We start from the raw sequence: 23,193 nt of genomic DNA, 5'->3' as shown, positions 1-23,193 counted from the left end.
ACCGGCAAGCCGGTGCTGCGGGTGGGCCGCATCGCGGGCCAGTTCGCCAAGCCCCGCTCCAAGCCCACCGAAATCATCGACGGCGTCGAACTGCCCGTCTTCCGCGGCCACATGGTCAACGGCCCCGAACCCGACGCCGAGAGCCGCCGCCCCGACCCGCTGCGCATCCTGACCGGCTACATGGCCGCCGGCGACATCATCGAGCACCTGGGCTGGCGCGAGCGCGCCGCGGGCCGCGACGTCGTCGAGCCGCTGGTGTGGACCAGCCACGAGGCGCTGCTGCTCGACTACGAGACGCCGATGCTGCGCACCGACGACAAGGGCCGCCTCTTCCTGGGCTCGACGCACTGGCCCTGGATCGGTGAGCGCACCCGCCAGGTCGAGGGCGCCCACGTGGCCCTGCTCGCCGAGGTCAGCAACCCCGTCGCCTGCAAGGTCGGGCCCTCCATGGAGGTGGCCGACCTGCTCGCGCTGTGCGAGCGCCTGGACCCCTGGCGCGACCCGGGCCGCCTCACCCTGATCGCCCGGATGGGCGCCGACGCCGTCACCGAGCGCCTGCCCCGCCTGGTCGAAGCCGTCCGCGAGGCCGGCCACCCCGCCATCTGGCTCAGCGACCCGATGCACGGCAACACCGTCACCGCCCCCGGCGGCTACAAGACCCGCCTGGTGGACACCGTCTCCCGCGAGATCACCGGCTTCGTCGAGGCCGTCCGCGCCGCCGGCGGCGTCGCCGGCGGACTGCACCTGGAGACCACCCCCGACGACGTCACCGAATGCGCCGCCACCGAAGCCGGCCTGCCCACCGTGGGCGAGCGCTACACCTCGTGCTGCGACCCCCGCCTCAACCCCGCCCAGGCCCTGACCACCGTCTCCGCCTGGCCCGCCTGACCTGGCGTTTCCCACCTGGTTCCGGGGCGATTCCAGCCGGATTCCGTCCTCACCAAAGATGGACCGCGCATCGTGGGCAGCGACCCCGATGGACCGCCGGGCCGGCGCCCTCCCCCGAGCGTCGGCCCGGCCCCCCGTCCCGCCTCCCGCGGTCACGGCAGGTCACGGCAGCACAGGCACCACCAAAGACGAGTGGGAGAACAGAACAAGATGCACAACTACGTAGTCGTCGACGCCTTCGCTCGAGAGCCCCTCACCGGTAACCCGGTGGCGGTCTTCTTCGACAGCGACGACCTGAGCGCCGAGCAGATGCAGCGCATCGCACAGGAGATGAACCTCTCGGAGACGACGTTCGTCCTCGGCCCCAAGCAGGGCGGGGACGTACACGTACGGATCTTCACGCCCGTCAACGAACTGCCCTTCGCCGGACACCCGTTGCTGGGCACCGCCATAGCCCTGGGGCAGCGCACCGACGCCGACCAGCTGCGGATCGAGACCGCCATGGGCGTGATCCCCTTCGAGCTGCAGCGCGTCGAGGGGAAGGTCGTCGCGACGAGCATGCGCCAGCCGGTGCCCGTGTGGGAGCCCTTCGACCGCGCCGACGAGCTCCTGGAGGCCCTTGGCGTACGGGAGTCGACCCTCCCGGTGGAGATCTACCGCAACGGCCCGCGCCACGTCCTCGTCGGCTTCGAGAGCTTCGAGGCCCTGTCGAAGGTGGACCCCGACCACCGCGCGCTCGCGAGCTTCCCCGACATGGCGACGAACTGCATCGCGGGCTCCGGGACCACCTGGCGCAACCGCATGTTCTCGCCCGCGTACGGGGTCGTGGAGGACGCCGCCACCGGCTCCGTCGCCGGTCCCATCGCCATCCACATCGCGCGGCACGGCCTCGCCTCGTACGGGCAGCGCATCGAGATCACCCAGGGCATCGAGATCGGCCGCCCCTCCCCCATGAGCGCGCTGGTCCACGGCGAGGGCGACCGGGTCGACACCGTCGACGTCTCGGGCCACGGCGTCGTCACGATCGAAGGACGGATGCATGTCTGACCTGGCCAAGCAGAACGGGACACCGGCCGCGTCGGCCAACGGCAGCGGGGCGCCGCGGCGCTCGGAGACGCTGACGGGCACCCTGGACGTGGACTTCCCCCAGTTCCGCACCCCGCCCACCGAGCCGATGGGCCTCCTGCAGGCCTGGCTGCAGACGGCCACCGAGCAGGGCGTGCGCGAGCCCCGCGCACTGGCCCTGGCCACCGCCGACACCCAGGGCCGGCCCTCCTCCCGCATCGTGGCCGTCAACCAGGTCACCGACGCCGGACTCGTCTTCATCACCCACGCAGGCAGCCAGAAGGGCCGCGAACTGGCCGCCAACCCGTACGCCTCGGGCGTGCTGTACTGGCGCGAGACCAGCCAGCAGATCACCCTGGCCGGTCCGGTGCGCCGCCTGCCCGAGGACCAGGCCACACAGCTGTGGGCGGCACGGGCGGTCTTCACCCACGCCATGTCGACGGTGTCCCGCCAGAGCGAGCCGCTGCGGGACCTGGAGCACTTCGAGGACATGCGCGCCCGCGCCCTGGACCTGGCCGCCGGAGAGCGCCCGCTGCCCTGCCCTGAGTCGTTCGTGGCCTACCTGCTGGAACCGGCCACCGTGGAGTTCTGGGCCAACGGCACCGACCGCCTCCACGAACGCCTGCGCTACGACCGCACCACCACCGGCTGGCACACCACCCGCCTCCAGCCCTGAACCCCCCTGCCGGAAGAGAGCTCATGACCCCCTCGCGTACCACCGAAACGGCCGAACCCGCAGCCTCCGCACCGGTGTTCACCAACCACCTGGAGCTGCGCGCCCGCAACCGGCGGGCCGTGGAGCAGTACATGGAAATCGGGCCCGAGGCCCGGCTGCGCCGCTACACCCTCTACACCGAGGACGGCACCGCGTCCCTGTTCAACACCGACATCGGCCGCCCCATCACCGTCCAGGGCCGCGAGAAGCTCCAGCACCACGGCGAGCTCTCCCTCAAGGTGCTGCCCGACTGGGAGTGGTTCGACGTCCAGATCTACGAGACCCAGGATCCGGCCGTCATCTGGGTCGAGTGCGACGGCGAGGGAACGATCCGCTTCCCCGGATACCCCGAGGGCCGCTACCGCAACCACTTCATCCACGGCTTCACCCTGCGCGACGGACAGATCGCCGCCAGCCGCGAATACACCAACCCCATCGAGCACATGCGCGCCCTGAGTATCGAGACCCCCCACATCCAGCGGGACTGGATCCCCTCCTGAACCGACGAAGCGACGTACCCCCGCCCCGGACCCACCATCCGTACGGAGAGAGATCATGACCCCCGACAACACCCCCCGACCGGCCGCCCGCGCCGCGATCGACCTCGTCACCGCCGCCTGGCACACCCAGGCCGTCTACGCCGCGGTCAAGCTGGGGCTGCCCGATCTGATCGCGGCGGGACACACGGGCCCGGCGGACCTCGCCCGGGCCGCGGGCGCGGACGAGGACGCCGTCCGGCGACTGCTGCGCCTGCTCCTGCGGCTCGACGTGGTCGACGGTGACGAGAACGACGGCTACCGCAACACCGACGTGGGCGAGCTGCTCCGCGATCAGCCCGGCTCGCTGCGCGATGTGTCGTTGCTCTACGGCGAGGAGTTCTACCAGGCCTGGGGCCACTCCATCGAGACGTTCAAGACCGGCGGAACCGGCTTCGAGAAGGCATACGGGAAGTCCCTCATCGGCTACCTGCGCGAGGACTCCGACGCCGCCGAGCGCTTCCAGCGCGCCATGAAGGCACAGGCCAACAACTTCGCCTTCGACGCGGTCCCGCAGCACATCGACTTCACAGCCGACCGGCACGTGGTCGACATCGCGGGAGGCAGCGGTCAGCTCCTTGCCAGGGTCCTCGGCTCCGCCCCCGAGGCCCGCGGCACCCTGCTCGACCTGGAGCACACGCTGCCCATCGCCCGCGCGCACCTGGAACAGAGCGTGGGCACGGACCGCACGGAACTGATCGCCGGTGACATGTTCACCACCCCGATACCCAAGGAAGCGGACACCTACCTGCTGTCCCGGGTCCTCGGCGACTGGTCGGACGACGACTGCGTGCGCCTCCTGCGGTCCATACGCGAGGCCATGGCCCCGAATTCCCGCCTCCTGATCATCGAACTGGTCGTCCAGGAGGGCAAGGCAGGCCTGATCGCCCCGCTCTGGGACCTCCACCTGATGGTCGTCAACGGCGGGCATCAGCGTTCCATCGGTGAGTACCGCGATCTCGTGGCCCGTTCGGGCCTGGCCATCGAGCGCTCCGTACCGCTTCCCATGGAGGCGTCGGCTCTCGTCCTCACCCCCGCGGGCTGAGGACCGGCCGGGAAGGACCGGCGAACGAGCCCCTTCCGGAGACCGTCGTGACCGAGGAGTCTGCATGTCACCACAGCAGCCGAAGCACCCGCCTGCGACCGGCCGTGAAGCGGGCCACGGAGCGCCCGTCATCCACGGCGTGCCCACCGCGGTGGCAGCTTTCGTCGGGGACGCCCGGAGCCTGCCGGGAAAGCCGACCTATGTCCGCCATCCGCAGGAGTTCATCGAGGCGTTCTCGGAACGCGGGACCGACGGCGAGGCGCTCTCCCACGTGCACGATGCCGTGCTCGGCCACTTCCGCAACGGGGGCGGCGGGGCATGGCTCCTGGGAACGGCCGGGGGCGGAGACCGGGTCGCCGCCTACCGTGCCGCTCTCGCCGGGCTGGCGCGACTTCCGGAGATCACCCTCGTGGTGACGCCCGATCTGTGGCGGGTGGAGGCGGACGCGGCCGGCATCGCGGAGGCGGTCGCCGAGCACTGCGGCCGCCTCGGCACGCGGATCGGCCTGCTGCACACCCGGCCGGGCCTCGACCCCGCCGACGTACGGGACAGGCCGTTCGACATCGCCGAGCCCGACGCCCAGTTCGTGGCCGTCCACTATCCCTGGATCACGGTGACCGAGCCCGACGGGACGGAACACCTGGCGCCGCCTTCGGGACATGTGTCCGGGCTGTGCTGCCGCGTCGACACCGAGCGGGGCGTGCACGCGGCGCCCGTGGGCTCATTGGTGGGCGTGGTGAAGCACGAGCTGGAACTGTCGGCCCACGAAAGGGAGTCGGTCGGCGCGCTGGGGGTGAACTGTCTGCAGTCCCTACCGGGTCGGGGCATCCGGGTGACGGGTGCCCGCACCCTGTCCATCGAGCCCGACTGGGCGGATCTGGGCGTGCGCCGCCTGGTGAACCACGCCCGCTCATCGCTCAGGCAGGGCACCCGGTGGGCCGCTTTCGAGACGAACAGCCCTTTGCTGCGGGCCATGGTCAGCCGGTCCGCCACCACGTTCCTCACGGGACTGCGGCGTGACGGAGCACTGTCCGGCGGGGCAGCCGCCGAGGCGTTCGAGGTCGTCTGTGACGACACCAACAACACACCCGAGGACATGGCACAGGGGCGGCTGAACCTCGACATCGGCCTTGCCACCGTGCGGTCGGCCGAGTTCGTCGGCTTCCGGATCCAGCACGACATCGGGAACAGAATTCCCTGACCAGGAACGTCAGGCCACCAAGGCGACGCCCTTAAAAGGAGATTCACACAATGGAGATTCACTCATGCGCGGGAAACCATGGACAGGAGACCCCGGCCGTCACCGGCGCCCTCCTGTGTGACCCCTGCATCGACAGACTGGAACGCAATCTGCGCGCCCTTCCCGGACTTCACCAGGAAGGACTGCACCACGTCCTCGCCACCGGCCGACGACGGAATCCGACGAAGGTCTCCGGCACCCGCAGGCGGGATCATCTGAACGTCTCGGCCCTCGACGCCAGGAGCAACATCGTCGCCATCCTGGAATCGTGGGCGGGCTACGTCGCGGACGAGCTCGGCATCCCGGCCCCGGCCCGTGCCGTCCCCCGCCTCGCCGGGTTCCTGCTGCAACACCTTTCGTGGCTCAAGACGCAGCCCCCGGCCGCGGACTTCGCGGCGGAGATCCAGGGCCTGCACGTCGAACTGCTGCGTGTCATCGATCCCGAGCTCAACGAGCGGGACCCACTCACCAGACGGTGCGTGGTGGACAGTTGCACGGGGACGATCAACGCGTCGCCGCAGAACGCCGGAATCGCGGGAAAGAAGAGCAGCATCAGCTGTTCGTCGGGGCACTCGTGGGAGATACGGGAGTGGCTCGTCCTGCGACACCTCATGGACCGGCAGAACAAGGAAGCCGCCTGACCCTGCCGCGACGGCCCTGAAACACGGCCGGCACCGCACGTCGTCCGCCCTGTTCAGCGGGAGAGAGCAGGACGGGACCAGGCGGGGCCGGCCCTGTGTTCAGCCGGTCGTCGTTCCCGCGGCCCCGAGCCGGTCACCGGATCTGCAGGTTGTCGAGGTAGGACCGCACGTTGCGACGGGTCTCGGGAACACTGTCCCCACCGAACTTCTCCGCCACCGCATCCGCCAGGACCAGCGCCACCATCGCCTCCGCGACAATGCCCGCCGCAGGCACAGCACACACATCAGAACGCTGATGATGCGCCTTGGTCGCCTCACCCGTCGCCACATCAACCGTCGCCAACGCCCGCGGCACCGTCGCGATCGGCTTCATCGCCGCCCGCACCCGCAACAACTCACCCGTGGTCAGACCACCCTCCGTACCACCCGAACGCCCCGACGTACGCCTGATCCCCTCCTCCGTGGCCACGATCTCGTCATGCGCCCGCGACCCCGGCACCCGGGCCAGCTCGAAACCGTCCCCGACCTCAACACCCTTGATCGCCTGAATACCCATCAACGCCGCCGCCAGCCGCGCATCAAGCCGCCGGTCCCAGTGCACATGCGACCCCAGCCCCACCGGCACCCCATACGCGAGGACCTCGACCACACCACCCAGCGTGTCGCCGTCCTTGTGCGCCTGATCGATCTCCGCGACCATCGCCTTCGACGCATCCGCATCCAGACACCGCACCGGATCCGCGTCCAGCTTCCCGACATCGCCAGGCGTCGGGTACACCCCGTACGGCGCCTTCGCCGCCGCCAGCTCCGTGACGTGGGAAACGATCTCGATCCCGGCCGTCTCCTTCAGGAAAGAACGCGCCACCGCACCCAGCGCGACCCGCGCCGCGGTCTCCCGCGCCGACGCACGCTCCAGGACCGGCCGGGCCTCCTCGAAGCCGTACTTCTGCATCCCCGCCAGATCCGCATGCCCCGGACGCGGCCGCGTCAACGGCGCATTACGCGCCAGATCCGCCAACACCGCCGGATCCACCGGATCGGCCGACATGACCTGCTTCCACTTGGGCCACTCCGTGTTCCCGACCATCACCGCGATCGGCGAACCCATCGACAACCCGTGCCGCACACCACCCAGGAACGTGACCTCATCACGCTCGAACTTCATCCGCGCACCACGCCCATACCCAAGGCGCCGCCGGGCCAGATGATCCGCCACCAACTCCGTGGTGATCGGCACGCCGGCGGGAAGCCCCTCCAACGTCGCGACAAGCGCGGGTCCGTGCGACTCCCCCGCGGTCAGCCAACGCAACCTGCTCAACGGATGCTCCTCTGTCTAACTGGGTGTGCTCGACGCAAGCGCGTAGCCGGTGAACAGGCGTCGCATCTCGTCGTGGAACTCCGGGAAGGTCTTCGCCACGCAGTCCGGGTCGTCCAGCGAGATCGTGTCCGGTACGGCGAGCCCGAGGACCGAGAACGACATCGCGATCCGGTGATCGCGCCGACAGTCGATGCGGGTGGGGCGCGGCACTCCGGGGTGGACGGTGATCCAGTCCGGTCCTTCGGCGGTCTCGATGCCGCAGGCCCGCAGGTTCGCCGCCACGGCGGCGACGCGGTCGGACTCCTTCAGCCTCGCGTGCGCGACGCCGCGGATGGTGATGGGCGCGTCGGCAAGGGGCGCGATGGCGGCGAGGGTCATGAACGTGTCCGAGATCTCGCCCATGTCGACGGTGAAGCCGCCGCGCAGCGGGCCGGTGCCCGTCACCGTGGTGGCCGACGGGCCCACGTGCACCTCGGCGCCGGTGCGTTCGAGGACCTCGACGAAGCGGAGGTCGCCCTGCAGGCTGTCGGTGCCGAGACCGGGCACGGTGACGCTGCCTCCGGTGACGGCAGCGGCGGCGAACACGTACGAGGCGGACGACGCGTCCGGCTCGACCGCGATGTCGGTGGCGTCGTACGGGCGCGGTTCGACGTGGAGAGTGCCGTCCTCGTGCTCGTCGACGCGGGCTCCGAAGCGCCGCATCAGCGCGAGGGTCATGTCTACGTAGGGCCTGCTGACCAGGCTCCCGGTGCGGATCCGCAGGCCTTGGCGCATCAAGGGCGCGGCCATCAGGAGTCCGCTCAGGTACTGGCTGCTCAGCGACGAGTCCACCGAGAGCTCGCCGCCCTCTAGACCCTGGGCGCGGATCAGCAGGGGAAGTCCGTTGCCGGGGCCCGGCTCCAGGTCGGCGCCCAGCGCGCGGAGCGCGTCGATCAGGGGGCGCTGCGGTCGGGCCCGCAGCTGTGCCGAGCCGTCGAAGAGGAAGGAGCCGTGTCCGGTGGCGGCGAACGGCGGCAGGAAGCGGGCGGCGGTACCGGCGTCCGCGCACCAGGGCCGGGCGGAGCCGGACGGCCCGCGTCCCGTGCCCGTCACGTCCCAGAACGCGTCCCGCGGGCCGGTCCGCACGGTGTGTCCGCACACGCTCAGCGCCTCGCGGAACGCGACGGTGTCCTCGCTCACCAGAGGGGCGTGCACTCTGCTCGTGCCGTCGGCTGCGGCGGCCAGCAGAAGAAGTCGGTTGGTCAGGCTCTTGGATCCCGGTATGCGGGCGGCCAGGCCGGTGCCCGGCTCGTTATCCGTGATCACGCGGGTGCCTCCCTGCGGGGGGGGTGATGGGTAAGTGGGGGGACACGGGTCGGGGAGCTCTCTCGGGGGAAGGGGGAGCTCCCCGGCCCGGTCGGGGGGCGGTGGCCGGCCGGGACCGTCAGGAACCCGGCCGGACGCACCGGGCGAACGGCGGTGACGTCACCATTCGAGCAGGGCGAGCCCCGCTGCCATGCCGCCGCCGAAGCCGGCGAGCAGGACCAGGTCACCCGGGCCGAAGGCACCCTTGCGGGCGGCCGCGTCCAGGGTGATCGGAATGGAGGCGGCGCCCGTGTTGCCGTACTCCTCCAGCGTGAGGTGCGTGGTGGCGCGGGACAGCGACAGGTCCTCGATCACGGTGTCGAGCATGACGCCGTTGGCCTGGTGCGGCACGAAGTGTGCGATGTCGTCGGGCGCCACGCCCGCTTCGTGCAGGAACTGCTTGGTCAGCTGCGGCAGTTGCTCCACCACGAAGCGGCGCACCTCGCGCCCGTCCATCGCGAAGTACTGCAGCCCCGCGTCGAGCGCGGCCTGGTCCGGAGGGATCCGGCTGCCGCCGGCGGGGACCTGGATCAGGTCCGACAGGTCACCGAAGGTGTGCAGCGCGACATGGCGGATCTTCGGGCCCGGGCCGGGGCCGAGGACCATCGCGCCGGCGCCGTCGCCGAACAGCACGACCGTCTTGCGGTCGGCCGGGTTCAGGATCCGCGAGTACACGTCGGCGCCGATCACCAGCGCGTGACCGCCGGTCTTCGACAGCATGCCCTCGACCACCGACAGCGCGAACACGCTGCCCGAGCAGACCGCGTTGACGTCGAACGCCGCCGCGCCGAGGGCGCCGAGCTGCTGCTGCACGAAGACCGCGGTCGGCGGCTGCGGCCGGTCCGGTGTGGACGTGGCCACCACGATCAGGGACAGCTGTGCCGCCGTGATGCCCGCGGCCTCCAGCGCGGCGCGTCCCGCCGCCGCCGCCAGATGCGAGGTGGCCTCGCCCGGCGCGGCCCAACGCCGTTCCCTGATCGCGGTCTTACGGACGATCCACTCGCCGTCGACCCCGGCCGGAGCCCCGACCTCGTCATTGGAGACGATGCGGTCCGGCACCCGGGCGCCGGTACCGAGAACTGAGATGGTGCTCACGATGCCCTACCGCCGCTCGTAGATCCGCTTGTGGCCGCGCAGGGCGGCGAGCCGGAACTGCCCGCTGCTCTGCACCGGCGTCGGGTAGTCCCCGCCGTCGGTGGGGAAGGACCGCTCGTGCAGCTCGCGGTAGCCCGCGTAGTCCAGCGGCTTGCGGCTCTCGATCGACGCGCGGTGCTCCGCCGTGCGCAGCTGCTCGCGGTAGCCGGGCACCACCTGTCCCGCGAAGAACTCGGCGACGCTGCCCGAGCCGTAGCTCAGGAATCCGATCGAGCGGCCTGTCAGGTCCTCGGCCTGGTCGAGGAGCGCGGCGAGGCCCAGGTACACCGATGCCGTGTAGCTGTTGCCGATCACCCTGTTGTACGCGGTGGTCTGTCCGAGCGCCTGCTCGATCGCGTCCTTGTCGGTGTCGTAGCCGCAGTAGTTCAGCAGGTGACGGTGGGCCTTGTAGGCCATCTTCGTGAACGGCTGGTGGTAGCAGAACGCGGCGAACTCCTCCAGGGAGTGGCCACCCTGCTCCGTGTAGTCCTTCCAGCAGCCCTCGACGGCCTGCAGGTAGGCGGAGATCGACTCCTGCCCGTCCACAAGGGCCGCGTCCCGGTAGTTCGGCCGCCAGAAGTCCATCACGTCCGCGGTGAACAGCCCCGAGGGGCCGTCGAGCCGCAGCAGTGCGGGGTCGGCGCCCACCAGCATCGCCACCGCGGCGGCGCCCTGGGTGGCCTCGCCGGGGCTGTCCAGTTCGTACTTGGACACGTCACTGGCGATCACGAGGACCTGCTGGGAGGGGTCGCGCGCGACGAGGCCCAGCGCGAACTGCAGGCCCGCGGTCGCCCCGTAGCAGGCCTGCTTGAGCTCCACCACCCGCGCCGCCGACGGCAGCCCGAGCAGTGAATGCACGTACACGCCACCGGACTTGGCCTGGTCGATGGCGGACTCGGTCGCGAAGACGACCGTGCGGATGCGCTCACTGCCGTGCCGCTCGATGATCGGCGCGGCGGCCGACGCGGCCAGCGTCACGATGTCCTCGTCGGCCGCGGGGACGCTCATCGACTCCTGGCCGATGCCTATGTGGTACTTGCCGATCTCCGTGCCGTTGTACGCGGCGAGCGCCGTGTGCGGCAGGACGAACTCGGTCGTCGCGAACGACAGATCATGAATACCTATGCCTGAACCACTCGCCATGACTCACACACCGACCTTTGCCGTCTGGTTGCCGCGCTCCAACTGAACGTGTGCACGCATCAGTTCACCGGGGTTCGTCTGCGCGGCGAGGAGCGAGAGCTCTCCGCACAGGACCGTCGCCGCCCCGATCACCGCGAGCCTGCGGGCGTTCTCCCCGGGCTCGCGCTCTTCCCGGCAGCCGAGCCGGGCGAGGTTGGTCTCCACGAACTCGAGCCCCTTGCCGTTGCCGACCGTGCCGACGATCAGGTTCGGCAGGGTGCAGGCGAAGTAGAGGTCGCCGTCGCGGTCCTCGGCCATGGTGACGCCCTGGGAGCCCTCGACGATGTTGGCCGCGTCCTGGCCGGTCGCCAGGTAGAAGCCGAGCAGCATGTTGGCGTAGTGGGCGTTCGCCGAGCGGATGCCGCCGGCGAGCAGGGTGCCGAGCATGTTCTTGCGGATGTTCAGCTGGACGACCTTGGCGGCCGTCGTGTGCAGGACGTCGGTGACGATGTCACGCGGGATCAGCAGCTCCGTGACCACGTTCTTGCCGCGGCCGAGAATGCCGTTGATCGCGGTGGCTTTCTTGTCCGTGCAGTAGTTGCCCGAGATCGACCCGTAGGAGATGCCCGGGATCGTCTCCAGGAGGTGCTTCAGGAGCGCGTCGGAGGCGAGCGTCGCCATGTTGTGCCCGGACGCGTCACCGGTGGTGAACTCGAACCGGATGAAGAGCAGGTTGGCGTTGATCTCGTGCCGGATGTTGATGAGCTGGGCGTACCTGCTGCAGCCGCGCACCACTTCGCGCAGCTCGTCGATCCGCGCGTCGATGGCGCGGGCGGCCACGTATGCGGTCTGCGCGTCCGTCGCCTCGACGAGCACCGAGCGGGTCATGCGCTCGTCGACGAGCGTGGCGACGATGCCTTCCTTGACCAGCCTGGACACCTTCGCGCCGCGGCCCACGGAGGGCCACAGCGGCGTCTCGTACGTGGCGAGCGGGACCTGGGTCTCGGTGGTGGCGACGTTCCCGGAGATGCGCAGGGGTCCGACCCAGCGCATCGGGACGCCGGCTATTGCGTGTGTCTCGGTCATCGGGTGCTTCCCGTCAGTTCGTGGGCGGCCTCGGCGGAGCGCGAGCGCTGGGCGAAGGGCCCCGTCTCGATGCCCCGGTCGGCGCAGAAGTTTCGGAGTTCGCCGTGGATCAGCAGATCGCAGCGCTGCAGGTCGGCGGGGGTGCGGGCGCCGAGCATGGTCTGCATGGCCGCCAGCTGGTCGAGCCAGGTCGAGATCTGCGCGATCAGCGCGGAGACGCCCTCGTCCTTCAGCGTGCGCAGGAACCCGCCGGAGACGCCGACGCCGGACGCGCCGAGCGCGAGGGCGCGCACCACGTCGAGCGCGTTGCGGACGCCGCCGGAGGCGAGGACGGGGATGCCGACGTCCTGGGTGTCCAGGAGGCAGGCGGCGGTGGACTGGCCCCAGCCGTGCAGGAACGCGTACTCGCGCAGCTCCCTGCGGCCGTTCTCGATGCGGGCGAAGTCCGTGCCGCCCCGGCCGCCGAGGTCGGCGACCTGGACGCCCAGGGTCTCCAGGAGGAGGACCGTCTCACGGCTGAGGCCGTTGCCGACCTCCTTGACGATCACGGGGACGTCGACGGCCGCCGCGATCTTCTCGATCTGCGGGACCCAGGACGAGAACGACCGGTCGCCCTCGGGCATCGGCGTTTCCTGGGCCGTGTTGATGTGGATCTGCAGGGCGTTGGCCCGCACCAGGTCGATGGCGCGCTGTGCCTTGTCGACGGACGCGGTCGCGTTGACGTTGGCCAGGACGAACCCGTTGGGGTTCTCCTTGCGCAGCACGCTGAACGTCTCGGCGCACGACGGGTCCTTGAAGTACGCGCTCATGGAGCCGGAGGCGACGGCGACGCCGGTCTCCCGGGCGGCGATGGCCAGGTCCCGGTTGATGACGCCGGTGCTGACGCTGCCGCCGGTCATCGCGTTGATGTAGAGGGGCACCGGCCAGGAGATGCCGGCGAAGGTCGTGGCCAGGGACACGTCCGGCCGGTCGATCCCGGCCAGGGCGTGGTGGACGAACGACACCTCGTCGAACTGGTTGTGTCCGCTGTGCTGACGCTGGTGCTCGACAGCGAGCCGGACGTGGTCGTCCTTGCGTTGAGAGATCATTCTTCGTTCCCTTCCATGGCGGGACGGACCGGCAAGGGCCGCACACCCGCCGTGGTCCACCGTTTCTGTACGTGAGCGATGTCCAGTGACGCCTCGGCGTCCAGTAGCGCGATGCCGCAGTCGCCGCCGCCCGCCCCTGAGGGCTTGGCCGCGCCGCCGACGGCTTCGGCGGCGTCGCACAGCGCGGTCAGCCGTTGCGTGAAGATTCCGAGACCCACCTCTTCGTCGAGGCGGGCCAACTCCTGCCGGGCGCAACGGATCTGCCGCAGCAGGTCCTCGCGGTTGCCTTGCTCCAGTGCGTCGATCGCGGCACGCACGAAGTCCTTGGTCGTCCGCAGGAACTCCCGGTGGGAGGCGCTGCCCCGCCAGGTCCGCCGGTGCAGCCCGGCGACGAGCGACGAGGTCGAGGCGGGTGTTCCCGTCCAGCCGACCTCCAGCGAGAGGCCTTCGGGCGGGGGCAGCCTGCGCGCCTGGAACCCCGGCCAGGGTTCTTGCAGCGCCTTCTCGACGCCCGATCTTCGGGCCAGGTCGAGCACGGCGGTCCGGTCGGGCGCCTGATAGGCGATCCAGCCGCCCCAGGTGCTCGCGGCGAGATCACCGCCGGAGGCCTTGGCCTCGATGCCCGCCGTGGCGAGCATGGCGAGGCGGTACCGGGCGTCGCGGGACAGGTCGAGGCCGCAGAAGGCGGCCATGGCGTCGACGGTCGCCACGGTCACCGCGCCGCTCGACCCGAGGCCGAACTTGGTGCCGTTCTCGTGCAGTCCGCTGCTCACCGCGAGGTCCAACGCCGGTGCGGGCAGGCCGCGTTCGGCGAGGAGCCGGGCCACCACCTCGACGGCCGCCGCCACATGGGCCAGGCCGTCGCGGAGCAACTGCGCGTCCTGCGGCTCCGTTCCGCCGAGCCTGCCGTCCCGCCACCGGCAGTGTGCCGTTCGCGGGAGGAGGTCGGAGGAGAGGCTGACGCCGGGGGCGCCGGGTTCGGACACGGTGACGGTGACGTAGCGGTCGACGGCCACCAGGATCGCCGGGTTGCCCGGCTCGACCACCGCGTACTCGCCCGCGACGAACAACTTGCCCGGCGCGCGCCGGACGACCGTCGGCCGCGGGGACATCACCCGTCCTCGTTCAGCAGCCGTGCTCCCGGGCCGGGTCGCGCGATGTGGATCGCGCCGCCCTGCGCGGCGCCGCGTACCACATCGGCGACCCGGTCCGCGTCCGCGTTGCGGCAGAGCACCTTCACGTTCGGTCCGGCGTCCATGGTCGCGTAGGCCGCCACACCGTCGCGCCGCAGCTGAAGCACGCTGTCGAGCACGGTGAGCGTGGCGGGCGAGAGGTAGCGCACCGCGGGGCGGGCCGCCAGCATCGTGGCGTGCATGCCGAGCGCGTTGCGTTCGGCGATCTCGCCGACCGCTTCGAGGTCACCGCGGCCGAGGGCCACGCGCATGTCGGCCAGGTCGTCCTTGCTGGAGAGGGCCCAGGGCTCGTAGAGGGGGGAGGTGTCGACGGTGCGTCGCATGGCGGCCCGGCTGGACACGTCCTTGGGTCCGGCGTTGACGACGGCGACGACCAGGGCGGGGTCGAGGGGGCCCGCGGGCACCGGCTCGGCGTAGGAGCTCAGGTCCGCTTCCTCGTCCGTGCCGTCCTCGCGGCCCGCGTGCCAGACCACGAAGTCCCCGAAGAGGGACCGGGAGGCCGATCCGGATCCGCGCCGGGCAAGGCGCGACAGGGCGGTGACGTCGAGGTCCAGGCCGTAGGCGGCGGCCGCGGCCATGGCGAGGGCGGCGAATCCGCTGGCGGAGGAGGCGAGGCCCGCCCCGGTGGGGACGGTGTTCTCGGTCTCCACGACGGCCGGGTGGCCGACCCCGGCCAACTCGCGCACCAGGTCGAGGAAGGCGACGATGCGCTGTCGCGCGTCCCCCTCCGCGGGCTTGCCGCCGAGGGTCACTCCGTCGTGACCGGCGTCGGGGGCGAGCTGGACCCGGGTGGTCGTCGGGAAGATGTCCAGGGTCATCGAGAGGCTGTCGGTGCGGGGCAGGATGAGCCGCTCGTCGCGCTTGCCCCAGTACTTGATGAGGGCGATGTTCGGGTGCGCCACGGCGGTCGCGCCGCCCGCCGCGTCCCGGCCCGTGCGCACCGCCGTGTCCTTGGCCGTACGCACCGCCGTGTCCTTGGCCGTACGCACCTCCTTGGCCGCGCGTACCGCGGTGGTCTGCTGTTCAGCGCCCATGACCGGCGAACCCCCTCAGCGGTACGACCCACGTCTGTACGGCGCCGGACTCGTGCAGTTGCCGGGTCACCGCGCTCGCCTGTTCCGACTGGGTCAGCGCGATCACGCAGCCGCCCATGCCACCCCCTGTGATCTTGGCGCCGAGGCTGCCCGCCCCGAGCGCTCCCTCGACCAGTGCGTCGATCCGCCCGGTGCTCAACCCGGCGGCACGCAGCAGCTCGTGATAGTCCGTCATGCGCGAGCCGAGCTCCTCGGGCTTGCCGTCGGCGAGGGCGTGCCGGGACTCGTCGGTGAGCTCCGTGGCACGGCGTACGAACCGCTCCTGCGCGCCGGAGTGACGCTCGAAGCCTTCGCGCAGCAGGCTGACGGCGTCCTTGGTGCGCCCCACCTCGCCGCTGTCGGCGACGATGAACAACCCGTCGCAGCCGATGGGCAGTTCCTCGGCCCGGCCCTGCTGGAAGAGCAGGGGCCCGGCCGCGCCCACCGCGGTGGCGTCGACGCCGCTGGCGCGGCCGTGTGCGACGTTCTCGGCGGTCTGCACCAGGTCGAAGGCGGTCTGCGGGGTGACCTCGCGGTCGAAGAGGTCGGCCAGCGCGAAGACGACCGCTCGTGCGCACGCCGCGCTGGAGCCGAGCCCGCGGCCCGGCGGTATCGCGCAGTCCAGGATCACGTCGAGGTGTACGTCGTCGGTCACGTCCATGGTCGACCGGAATTCGGCGGTCAGCCGCTGCAGCCAGTCGGATGCCTGCGTCGCCACCGGGCGCGAGGCGGAGCCGGTCATCGTCAGGGACACGTCGCCGGTGTCGTCCGGTGTTCTGGCGGACCAGCCCGCGCTGGCCGTGACGGCCAGCTGCGGCACCGGAAGCGCGAGGGCGGGGGCGCCGTAGACGACCGCGTGCTCCCCCAGCAAAATGGTCTTCGCATGGGCGCGACCGATACCGACCGAGCGAACGCGACGGATTTCTGACACCCCCTCCGCAGAGGCCGGTGACGTCACCGCACTCAGCTCCCTTTGTCTTTTCTGCATGGAGATCGCATCATCCTGAGTTCTGGGGAGGAATGAAGCCGGCCCGGCGCCGACAGAGCCCCGGTCGTTCCAGAAGAATGGGCTCGGTGCGAAGCAGTGAATTGCTTCGTACCGAGCCCGTTGCCCTCAACCTCGGGGCATGTGACGCCCGTTGGGGGTAGCAGCCGTCTCACGCATCGGAATGCAGGAGCTTCTCCACACGCTTCTGCCACTGGTAGTACGTGGCAATCTTGTGGTACTCGCCCTTGGGCGTCGACGCGATGCCGTAGACGTAGTTGTGGCCCTCGAAAGGAGCGTCCTTGATGATGCGCTCGAAGGTCGGGGCCAGGTCCACCGGAAGACCGAGCGGCTCCGGCGTCATGACGGAGTAGGTGAATCGCTCGATCTTCGGGGAATCCCAGCTCAGGGTGGTGTAGATGGTGAACGACCGCTCGCAGAACTTGAGCAGCTCCTCGCTCGGCGCGGCAAGCCCGAGCTCACCGAGGATCGCCCTGACCCCCTTCTCCTGGAAGACCTCGGCGGGCACCCGGTCGCCGACGCCGCCACCGAAGTAGAGGTTGACCGTGCGCTTCGCGTAGTCGATACCGAGCACGCTCACCATGTCGGTGAGGCCCCACTTCTCGAAGAAGGGGAGGTTCTCGGCGACACTCGGCGGGACTGAGGGGAGCTTGACGAGGTCGGAGAGCTTCACCAGCTTCTCCGCGTCGGGGAAGGCCCAGCCCTTCGTGAATCCGCCGGCGACTCCGAAGTCGATGCCGTAGCTGCCGATGGGGAGTCCCCGGTGGATCTCGCCCAGCAGGCTGCCGACGGCGTGGTCCGTCTTCGGGGTGAGGCCGTTCTCCAGGGCGCGCCCGTAGAGGTCCAGGTCCTTCGGGAGCATCGTGAAGCGGCAGTCGAGGTCGTCCGCGCTGCTGCCGGTCGAGGCCCGGAAGGAGATCACGGACTGCCCGATGACGTCCTGGAAGGCTTCCAGAATGGGCCAGACCTTGTCGCGCGAGGCTGTGACGTCCACCAGCTGAGCCGTCTTCTCGAGGATCGAGTACAGCTTCGTCAACTCGGCGGTTTCCGGCATTTTTCCTCCATTGATCGATCTCGGCTTCCGGTGGCGGACGAACACGTCATGGGGGCACACCAGAAGCCCGTACGGCCTCATCACGGCACGACGAAAGGACTGCAAGGAAAGCGGCACGCTCGGGCAGTTCCTGGGCCCGGCCCGTCGGCGGCGACTCCGGGCGCGCCGGGCAGGACGGCGCGCCGACGACGCGCGGGAACGCGGGAAGGGGAATCAGCACTGCGCCGAACAGAAGCCTGGCCTCATCCGCACGAGCGGGCGGCCACGACAGTCAACCCGGCGTCTCACGGCGGGTTTTGGGCATAATCGGCGTGCGGAAATAGTGACACGGGGGGAGCCGTCGAGCCAAGGGGCCAAGAAGTGACGCGGGTCACACCACGCCCACGGGGTGAGCCCCTCGGCTCGGCGCGGCGGACGTCACGCGTACTGGCAGATCCCCCGCGGCAGATACGAGCCGTGCCCCGCGCGCCCCGTGTACGTCCGGTTCTCGACCACCGGGACGCCCCGGGAGAGCACGGTCTCCACGCGCCCGGTCACCCGCTTGCCCTCGTACGCGGAGTAGTCGACGTTCATGTGGTGCGTCTGCGCCGACATGGTCTGCTCGGCATGCGGGTCGTAGATGACGATGTCCGCGTCGGCGCCCGGGGCGATGGTGCCCTTCTTCGGGTACAGGCCGAACATCCGGGCCGGCGTAGCGCAGGCGACCTCGATCCAGCGACGGCGGCTGATGTGCCCGTCGACGACGGCCTGGTGCAGCAGGTCCATGCGGTTCTCGACGCCCGGCAGACCGTTAGGGATCTTCGAGAAGTCGTCGCGGCCCATCTCCTTCTGCCCCTTGAAGCAGAACGGGCAGTGGTCCGTGGAGACCACCTGCAGATCGTTCGTGCGGAGCCCGCGCCACAGGACCGCCTGGTGCTCGCGCGGCCGCAGCGGCGTCGAGCAGACGTACTTCGCGCCCTCGAAGTCGGGCTCGGCGAGGTTGTCGGTCGACAGGAAGAGGTACTGCGGGCAGGTCTCCCCGAAGACCGGCAGGCCCTCGTCCCTGGCCCGGGCGAGTTCGGCGACGGCCTCCCGCGCCGACACGTGCACCACGTACAGCGGGGCGCCCGCCACCTGGCTCAGCTTGATCACCCGGTGCGTCGCTTCGGCCTCGAGCAGCGCCTTCCTGACCTCCCCGTGGTAACGCGGGTCCCGCTCGCCCCGTGCCAGCGCCTGTTCCACCAGCACGTCGATGGCCAGGCCGTTCTCGGCGTGCGTCATCACCAGGCCGCCGTTGGAGCTCGCCTGCTGCATCGCCCGCAGGATCTGGCCGTCGTCGGAGAGGAAGACGCCGGGATAGGCGGTGAAGAGCTTGAACGAGCTGACACCGGCGGTGACGAGCCGGTCCATCTCCTTGAGCGACGACGCGTTCACGTCGGACATGATCATGTGGAAGCCGTAGTCGACGGCGCACCGCCCGGCCGCCTTCTCGTGCCACGCGTCGAGGCCCTCCGCGAGGGTCCCGCCCTTGGGCTGGATCGCGAAGTCGACGATGGTGGTGGTGCCGCCCCAGGCCGCGGCGCGGGTGCCGGTCTCGAAGGTGTCCGCGGCGAGGGTGCCGCCGAACGGCATCTCCATGTGCGTATGGGCGTCGACGCCGCCCGGGATCACGTACTTCCCGGTGGCGTCGAGCACGCGGTCGGCGGTCCACCCGTGGCTGTCGCGGGTGGCAAGGGCCACGACCCGGCCGTCCTCCACCAGTACGTCGACGGGCAGTTCGTCGGAGGCCGTGATGACCAGGCCGCCGGTGATCAAGGTGCGGTTACTCATGTGGTGCGCTCCCTTTCCTGCGGGCCTGCGAGGGCCGTGCGTGCGTACGTGACCTAGGCGCTCCGCAGCGCCCGGTCGAGGATCGCGGCGCCCTCCTCCGCCTCCGCCACGGTCAGCGAGAGCGGCGGGGCGATGCGCAGCACGCTGGTGTCGTGCCCGCCGCCCTTGCCGATGAGCAGACCGCCCGCGCGGGCCGCCTCCAGGACGGCGGCGGCCGCCCGCGGGTTCGGCCGGTCCGTGCCGGGCTCGACCAGCTCGACGCCGATCATCAGGCCACGGCCGCGCACCTCGCGCACGACGGGCAGCTGGGCGCAGATCGCCCGCAGCCGCTCGATGAGGAGCCCGCCGACGCGCCGGGCGTTGCCCTGAAGGTCGTGCTCCAGGAGGTACGCGAGGTTGGCGAGGCCCGCGGCCATGGTGACCGGGGAGCCGCCGAACGTCGAGATGGAGTTGGCGTCGAGGGAGTTCATGACCTCGGCGCGGGCCACCACACCGCCGATCGCCATGCCGTTGCCGATGCCCTTGGCGAAGGTGAGGATGTCCGGCGGCCCGTTCTGCGCGTGTGCCTGCCAGCCCCAGAAGTGCTCCCCCGTGCGCCCCCAGCCGGTCTGCACCTCGTCGGAGATCCACAGGATGCCGTGCTCGTCAAGGACCTCGCGGAAGGCCGCGTACAGGCCGTCGGGCGGCGAGGTGAAGCCGCCGACGCCCTGGATCGGCTCGGCGATCAGCGCCGCCACTCCCCCGCGGCTCTGCCCCAGCATGTCCCGCAGGTCGGCCACGCAGGCCGCGGTGAACCCGGCGTCGCTCAGCTCGGCGTACGGGCCGCGGCCGCGGCCGCCGCCGTGCACGTACAGCGTCTGGAGCGGCGAGAGGCTGGTCGGTGACCACGACTGGTTGCCGGTGATGCCGACGGTGGTGAAGGAGCGGCCGTGGTAGCTGTTGCGCATCGCCAGGATCTGGTTCGAGCGGCGGTGGGCGGTGGCGAGCAGCAGGGCGGCGTCGTTGGCCTCGGTGCCCGAGGTGGTGAAGAAGACGCGGGCGTCGGGGATGCCGGACAACGCCGCGATGCGCTCGGCGAGTTCGACCATCGGCCGGTTGAGGTAGAGGGTCGAGGAGTGGACGATCCGGCCCGCCTGCTCGCTCACCGCCTTGGTGACCTCGGGCAGTGCGTGCGCCGTCATGGTGGTGAGGATGCCGCCGAAGAAGTCGAGGTACTTCCTGCCGTCGGCGGCCCATACGTGGCGGCCCTCGCCGTGGGTGAGCTCCATGGGCCGCTCGTAGTAGAGCGCGAGCCAGTCGGGCAGCACTGCTTTGTGGCGGTCGTACAGGTCGGTCACGGCTGCACCAGCCCTTCGTAGGCGTCGGGACGTCGGTCGCGGTAGAACGCCCACTGCTGGCGTACTTCCTCGATGAGGGCGAAGTCGAGGTCCCTGACGACGAGTTCTTCGGCCTTGTCGCTCGCGGTCTCGCCGACGAACTGCCCGCGCGGGTCGACGAAGTACGACGTTCCGTAGAAGTCGTTGTCGCCGTACTCCTCCTGGCCGACGCGGTTGATCGCGGCGATGAAGTACTCGTTGGCGACGGCGGCCGCGGGCTGTTCGAGCTGCCAGAGGTGGGCGGAGAGGCCGCGCGAGGTGGCGGAGGGGTTGTAGACGAGCTGGGCGCCGCCCAGGCCCAACTGCCGCCAGCCCTCGGGGAAGTGGCGGTCGTAGCAGATGTAGACGCCGACCTTGCCGACGGCGGTGTCGAAGACGGGCCACCCGGCGTTCCCCGGCTTGAAGTAGTACTTCTCCCAGAAGCCCTTGACCTGGGGGATGTGGTGCTTGCGGTACTTGCCGAGGTAGCTGCCGTCGGCGTCGATCACGGCCGCGGTGTTGTAGTAGAAGCCGGACTGCTCGACCTCGAAGACGGGGACGACGATCACCATGCCGGTCTCGCGGGCGAGCTCCCGCATGCGCGTGACTGTGGGGCCGTCCGGCACGGGCTCCGCCCAGCGGTAGTGCTCCGGCTCCTGGACCTGGCAGAAGTAGGGGGCGTTGAAGACCTCCTGGAACCCGATGATCTTCGCGCCCTGCCGGGCGGCCTCCCGGGCGTGCTCCTCATGCTTGGCGATCATGGATTCGGTGTCGCCTGTCCAGGTCGCCTGGACCAGTGCGGCGCGTACGACGTTGACCATGAGCTGCTCCTTCGCGGGTCCTTGAGAGGACGTCAGAGAGCTTCTACGCACGTAGACTTGCTGCGTGGATTAGGAGAACGTAAGCCTCCGCCGACGGGCTGAGCAAGACCATCGCCGTCAACCGGCGGAGTCGATCATGTTTCGCACCCGAGCGGGCCAGAAGCGGGCGGAAAGCGGCAGGAGCGCGACTCCGCTCAGGCGCTGAAGCCCGCGACGCGCAGGGCGTGCACCAGGTCCCAGTGGTGCTCGTCGGAGACCGCCTTGGCCGTCTCCAGGAGTACGGGGATGAGGCGGTGCGGGTCGGTGTGCGCGCAGCGGGCCACGTCCTCGGGGGTGCGGACGCGGAGGTAGGAGTCGAGGAGCGCGCGGGCCTCCCGTTCGCGGCCCGCGTCGATCAGCGCGAGGATCGCCTCGGCGATCTCGGGCGCGGGGCGCGCGACGCCCTGGCGGAGCAGCTTCCTGCAGTCGTCGCCGCGGCCGGCCCCGGCGAGCGCGTCCGCGAGCGCGACGAGCCGGTCGGGCGGCAGGGACGCGGCCTCCCACAGCAGGGTCGCCCAGTCCGCGCCGAGACCGGCCCGGTGCAGCTCCCCGGCGAACTGGGGCAGCCGGGCCGCGGGCCAGGCCGCGGCCTCGACGAGCACACCGTGCGCCTCGCCGCTGCGGCCCTCGCCGCGGAGCCGGATGAGGTCCTGCACGGCCTCGGAGGTGGCGCGGGTATCGGCACCGGCATCGGCGTCGATGTCGGCATCAGCACCGGCACCGGCACCAACACCGGCACTGACGTCGGTCTGCGGCGCGAGTGCCTGCGCCGCGGCCCCGCCGCCCGCGCCCTCCCCGCCGCCGTCCCCGAGCCCGGCGAACCGCGCGCCGCCGCGCTGGCGCCGCCGGGACCGCTCGGCGCGCTCCGGGGCCGCTCCCGGCGCCGGGCCCTGCCGGGGTACACGGAGATCGCTCTCCGAGGGGTCGAAGGGGTGGGGCGAGGCGTGAGCGTACTCGTCCGGGGCGCGGGCCCCTTCGGCGGCCGCGCCACCGCCGAAGCCCCGGTCGAAGGCCTCTCCGACGTCGCCGCGTGCGGCCCCGGCGAAGTCGCCGCCCGGCGCCGCCGTGCCGAGGTCGACCCACGAGGGCCGCGCCGCCTCCGTCAGGCGGTCCATGCGCTCCTGGAGTTCGACGCAGCGCGCGGTCGCCCGCTCCTGGTCGTCGCGCACCCAGGCGAGGTCGAGGTTGACGCGGTCGACGTCGTCGGCGTGGACCGCCTCGGCCAGTTGCTGCGACAGGTCGGCCTGCCGCTCCAGGGCGACCCGCTGTTCCCTGAGCATCATGTCGAGGCGGTCGCTGAGGAGTTCGCGCCCGCCGGCCCTGGCGTCGTACGCGTCGAGGGAGGCCCGGTGCAGGACGCGCGCCCTGCCGGTCTCCCGCTCGGCCTCCGGAATGCCGCGGTCCGCCGCGAGGTCGTGGAGCAGCGCCTGCACCACGTCCCACGGCGGCACCTCGGCGCCGTCCAGGCAGGCGCGCATGCCGTCGGGGTCGCGCTGCCAGAACACGCCGCACCAGCCCGCGTCCTGGTCCAACAGCGCGACCAGATCCCGCAAATACCTCGCGAACTCCCGTACCTGTTCCGGGAGTTGTCCTACTGACATCTGTCCAGCACCGCCCCGTG

At 70.8% G+C, this 23,193-nt stretch carries 21 protein-coding genes; 7 read left to right on the top strand and 14 right to left on the bottom strand.

The window, feature by feature from the left end; translation table 11 throughout:
- The 7 genes from ABZ953_RS30700 to ABZ953_RS30670 all read left to right on the top strand — a co-directional run.
- Positions 1–888, top strand: an 888-nt coding sequence (locus ABZ953_RS30700; RefSeq protein WP_361730546.1) for a 3-deoxy-7-phosphoheptulonate synthase, incomplete at its 5' end; no start/stop codon positions are given.
- Between the two features lie 210 nt (positions 889–1,098).
- On the top strand, positions 1,099–1,935 hold the full coding sequence (locus tag ABZ953_RS30695) for a PhzF family phenazine biosynthesis isomerase (RefSeq protein ID WP_361730543.1): 837 nt from the start codon (positions 1,099–1,101) through the stop codon (positions 1,933–1,935).
- Positions 1,928–2,629, top strand: coding sequence for a phenazine biosynthesis FMN-dependent oxidase PhzG (phzG, locus tag ABZ953_RS30690; RefSeq protein ID WP_361730540.1), 702 nt, complete (start codon positions 1,928–1,930; stop codon positions 2,627–2,629). The genes ABZ953_RS30695 and phzG overlap by 8 nt, the downstream gene beginning before the upstream one ends.
- A gap of 23 nt (positions 2,630–2,652) precedes the next feature.
- The gene (locus tag ABZ953_RS30685) at positions 2,653–3,168 is read left to right on the top strand and encodes a PhzA/PhzB family protein (RefSeq protein WP_361730538.1); all 516 of its coding nucleotides are present in this window, start codon (positions 2,653–2,655) and stop codon (positions 3,166–3,168) included.
- A 55-nt stretch (positions 3,169–3,223) separates the two neighbouring features.
- Positions 3,224–4,249: a methyltransferase gene (locus tag ABZ953_RS30680; RefSeq protein WP_361730535.1), complete on the top strand. Its 1,026-nt coding sequence runs from the start codon at positions 3,224–3,226 to the stop codon at positions 4,247–4,249.
- Positions 4,250–4,313: 64 nt separating this feature from the next.
- Entirely contained in the window at positions 4,314–5,450 is a 1,137-nt protein-coding gene (locus ABZ953_RS30675; protein WP_361730532.1) for a phage tail sheath C-terminal domain-containing protein, read from the top strand.
- Between the two features lie 50 nt (positions 5,451–5,500).
- Entirely contained in the window at positions 5,501–6,130 is a 630-nt protein-coding gene (locus ABZ953_RS30670; protein WP_361730529.1) for a hypothetical protein, read from the top strand.
- A gap of 133 nt (positions 6,131–6,263) precedes the next feature.
- Here the strand turns inward: ABZ953_RS30670 and aroC are convergent, their stop codons facing one another.
- The 14 genes from aroC to ABZ953_RS30600 all read right to left on the bottom strand — a co-directional run bounded on the left by aroC (position 6,264) and on the right by ABZ953_RS30600 (position 23,173).
- Positions 6,264–7,448, bottom strand: a complete 1,185-nt coding sequence (gene aroC / locus ABZ953_RS30665; RefSeq protein ID WP_361730526.1) for a chorismate synthase — start codon at positions 7,446–7,448, stop codon at positions 6,264–6,266.
- A gap of 15 nt (positions 7,449–7,463) precedes the next feature.
- Complete coding sequence (aroA, locus tag ABZ953_RS30660) at positions 7,464–8,753, bottom strand: 3-phosphoshikimate 1-carboxyvinyltransferase (RefSeq protein WP_361730523.1); 1,290 nt, start codon at positions 8,751–8,753, stop codon at positions 7,464–7,466.
- Between the two features lie 159 nt (positions 8,754–8,912).
- Positions 8,913–9,887, bottom strand: a complete 975-nt coding sequence (locus ABZ953_RS30655) for a ketoacyl-ACP synthase III (protein ID WP_361730521.1) — start codon at positions 9,885–9,887, stop codon at positions 8,913–8,915.
- 6 nt (positions 9,888–9,893) lie between these two features.
- Positions 9,894–11,069, bottom strand: coding sequence for a hydroxymethylglutaryl-CoA synthase (locus tag ABZ953_RS30650; RefSeq protein WP_361730518.1), 1,176 nt, complete (start codon positions 11,067–11,069; stop codon positions 9,894–9,896).
- Between the two features lie 3 nt (positions 11,070–11,072).
- Positions 11,073–12,134 carry a hydroxymethylglutaryl-CoA reductase gene (locus ABZ953_RS30645; RefSeq protein WP_361730516.1) on the bottom strand — a complete coding sequence of 354 codons (1,062 nt, stop codon included), beginning with the start codon at positions 12,132–12,134 and terminating at the stop codon, positions 11,073–11,075.
- Complete coding sequence (fni, locus tag ABZ953_RS30640; protein WP_361730513.1) at positions 12,131–13,222, bottom strand: type 2 isopentenyl-diphosphate Delta-isomerase; 1,092 nt, start codon at positions 13,220–13,222, stop codon at positions 12,131–12,133. The genes ABZ953_RS30645 and fni overlap by 4 nt, the downstream gene beginning before the upstream one ends.
- Positions 13,219–14,334 carry a phosphomevalonate kinase gene (locus ABZ953_RS30635; RefSeq protein WP_361730511.1) on the bottom strand — a complete coding sequence of 372 codons (1,116 nt, stop codon included), beginning with the start codon at positions 14,332–14,334 and terminating at the stop codon, positions 13,219–13,221. The genes fni and ABZ953_RS30635 overlap by 4 nt, the downstream gene beginning before the upstream one ends.
- A complete protein-coding gene (gene mvaD / locus ABZ953_RS30630) occupies positions 14,334–15,449 on the bottom strand; it encodes a diphosphomevalonate decarboxylase (RefSeq protein WP_361730509.1) in 1,116 nt (371 codons plus the stop codon). The genes ABZ953_RS30635 and mvaD overlap by 1 nt, the downstream gene beginning before the upstream one ends.
- Positions 15,439–16,476 (bottom strand): mevalonate kinase, encoded by a 1,038-nt coding sequence (gene mvk / locus ABZ953_RS30625; protein WP_361730506.1) that lies wholly within the window; start codon positions 16,474–16,476, stop codon positions 15,439–15,441. The genes mvaD and mvk overlap by 11 nt, the downstream gene beginning before the upstream one ends.
- Positions 16,477–16,645: 169 nt before the next feature.
- Positions 16,646–17,548, bottom strand: coding sequence for an aromatic prenyltransferase (locus tag ABZ953_RS30620; RefSeq protein WP_361730503.1), 903 nt, complete (start codon positions 17,546–17,548; stop codon positions 16,646–16,648).
- Positions 17,549–17,965: 417 nt separating this feature from the next.
- Positions 17,966–19,357, bottom strand: coding sequence for a dihydropyrimidinase (gene hydA / locus ABZ953_RS30615; protein WP_361730500.1), 1,392 nt, complete (start codon positions 19,355–19,357; stop codon positions 17,966–17,968).
- Positions 19,358–19,410: 53 nt separating this feature from the next.
- A complete protein-coding gene (locus ABZ953_RS30610; protein WP_361730497.1) occupies positions 19,411–20,694 on the bottom strand; it encodes an aspartate aminotransferase family protein in 1,284 nt (427 codons plus the stop codon).
- Positions 20,691–21,533 (bottom strand): nitrilase-related carbon-nitrogen hydrolase, encoded by an 843-nt coding sequence (locus ABZ953_RS30605; RefSeq protein WP_361730495.1) that lies wholly within the window; start codon positions 21,531–21,533, stop codon positions 20,691–20,693. The genes ABZ953_RS30610 and ABZ953_RS30605 overlap by 4 nt, the downstream gene beginning before the upstream one ends.
- Before the next feature lie 194 nt (positions 21,534–21,727).
- Complete coding sequence (locus ABZ953_RS30600) at positions 21,728–23,173, bottom strand: hypothetical protein (protein WP_361730492.1); 1,446 nt, start codon at positions 23,171–23,173, stop codon at positions 21,728–21,730.
- Positions 23,174–23,193: the final 20 nt, after the last annotated feature.

It is taken from the genome of Streptomyces sp. NPDC046465 (assembly GCF_040646035.1).
GTDB lineage: Bacteria > Actinomycetota > Actinomycetes > Streptomycetales > Streptomycetaceae > Streptomyces.
This window is presented reverse-complemented; position numbering and strand designations above follow the sequence as displayed.

What these genes read in the sequence shown, in the direction of transcription:
- ABZ953_RS30695 (WP_361730543.1), top strand. Translation starts at nt 1,099, where the DNA reads ATGCACAACTACGTAGTCGTCGACGCCTTCGCTCGAGAGCCCCTCACC.
- mvaD (WP_361730509.1), bottom strand. Translation starts at nt 15,449, where the DNA reads ATGGGCGCTGAACAGCAGACCACCGCGGTACGCGCGGCCAAGGAGGTG.
- ABZ953_RS30600 (WP_361730492.1), bottom strand. Translation starts at nt 23,173, where the DNA reads ATGTCAGTAGGACAACTCCCGGAACAGGTACGGGAGTTCGCGAGGTAT.
- ABZ953_RS30675 (WP_361730532.1), top strand. Translation starts at nt 4,314, where the DNA reads ATGTCACCACAGCAGCCGAAGCACCCGCCTGCGACCGGCCGTGAAGCG.
- ABZ953_RS30685 (WP_361730538.1), top strand. Translation starts at nt 2,653, where the DNA reads ATGACCCCCTCGCGTACCACCGAAACGGCCGAACCCGCAGCCTCCGCA.
- ABZ953_RS30635 (WP_361730511.1), bottom strand. Translation starts at nt 14,334, where the DNA reads ATGTCCCCGCGGCCGACGGTCGTCCGGCGCGCGCCGGGCAAGTTGTTC.
- ABZ953_RS30645 (WP_361730516.1), bottom strand. Translation starts at nt 12,134, where the DNA reads ATGACCGAGACACACGCAATAGCCGGCGTCCCGATGCGCTGGGTCGGA.
- fni (WP_361730513.1), bottom strand. Translation starts at nt 13,222, where the DNA reads ATGATCTCTCAACGCAAGGACGACCACGTCCGGCTCGCTGTCGAGCAC.
- ABZ953_RS30620 (WP_361730503.1), bottom strand. Translation starts at nt 17,548, where the DNA reads ATGCCGGAAACCGCCGAGTTGACGAAGCTGTACTCGATCCTCGAGAAG.
- phzG (WP_361730540.1), top strand. Translation starts at nt 1,928, where the DNA reads ATGTCTGACCTGGCCAAGCAGAACGGGACACCGGCCGCGTCGGCCAAC.
- ABZ953_RS30670 (WP_361730529.1), top strand. Translation starts at nt 5,501, where the DNA reads ATGGAGATTCACTCATGCGCGGGAAACCATGGACAGGAGACCCCGGCC.
- mvk (WP_361730506.1), bottom strand. Translation starts at nt 16,476, where the DNA reads ATGCAGAAAAGACAAAGGGAGCTGAGTGCGGTGACGTCACCGGCCTCT.
- ABZ953_RS30650 (WP_361730518.1), bottom strand. Translation starts at nt 11,069, where the DNA reads ATGGCGAGTGGTTCAGGCATAGGTATTCATGATCTGTCGTTCGCGACG.
- hydA (WP_361730500.1), bottom strand. Translation starts at nt 19,357, where the DNA reads ATGAGTAACCGCACCTTGATCACCGGCGGCCTGGTCATCACGGCCTCC.
- ABZ953_RS30605 (WP_361730495.1), bottom strand. Translation starts at nt 21,533, where the DNA reads ATGGTCAACGTCGTACGCGCCGCACTGGTCCAGGCGACCTGGACAGGC.
- ABZ953_RS30680 (WP_361730535.1), top strand. Translation starts at nt 3,224, where the DNA reads ATGACCCCCGACAACACCCCCCGACCGGCCGCCCGCGCCGCGATCGAC.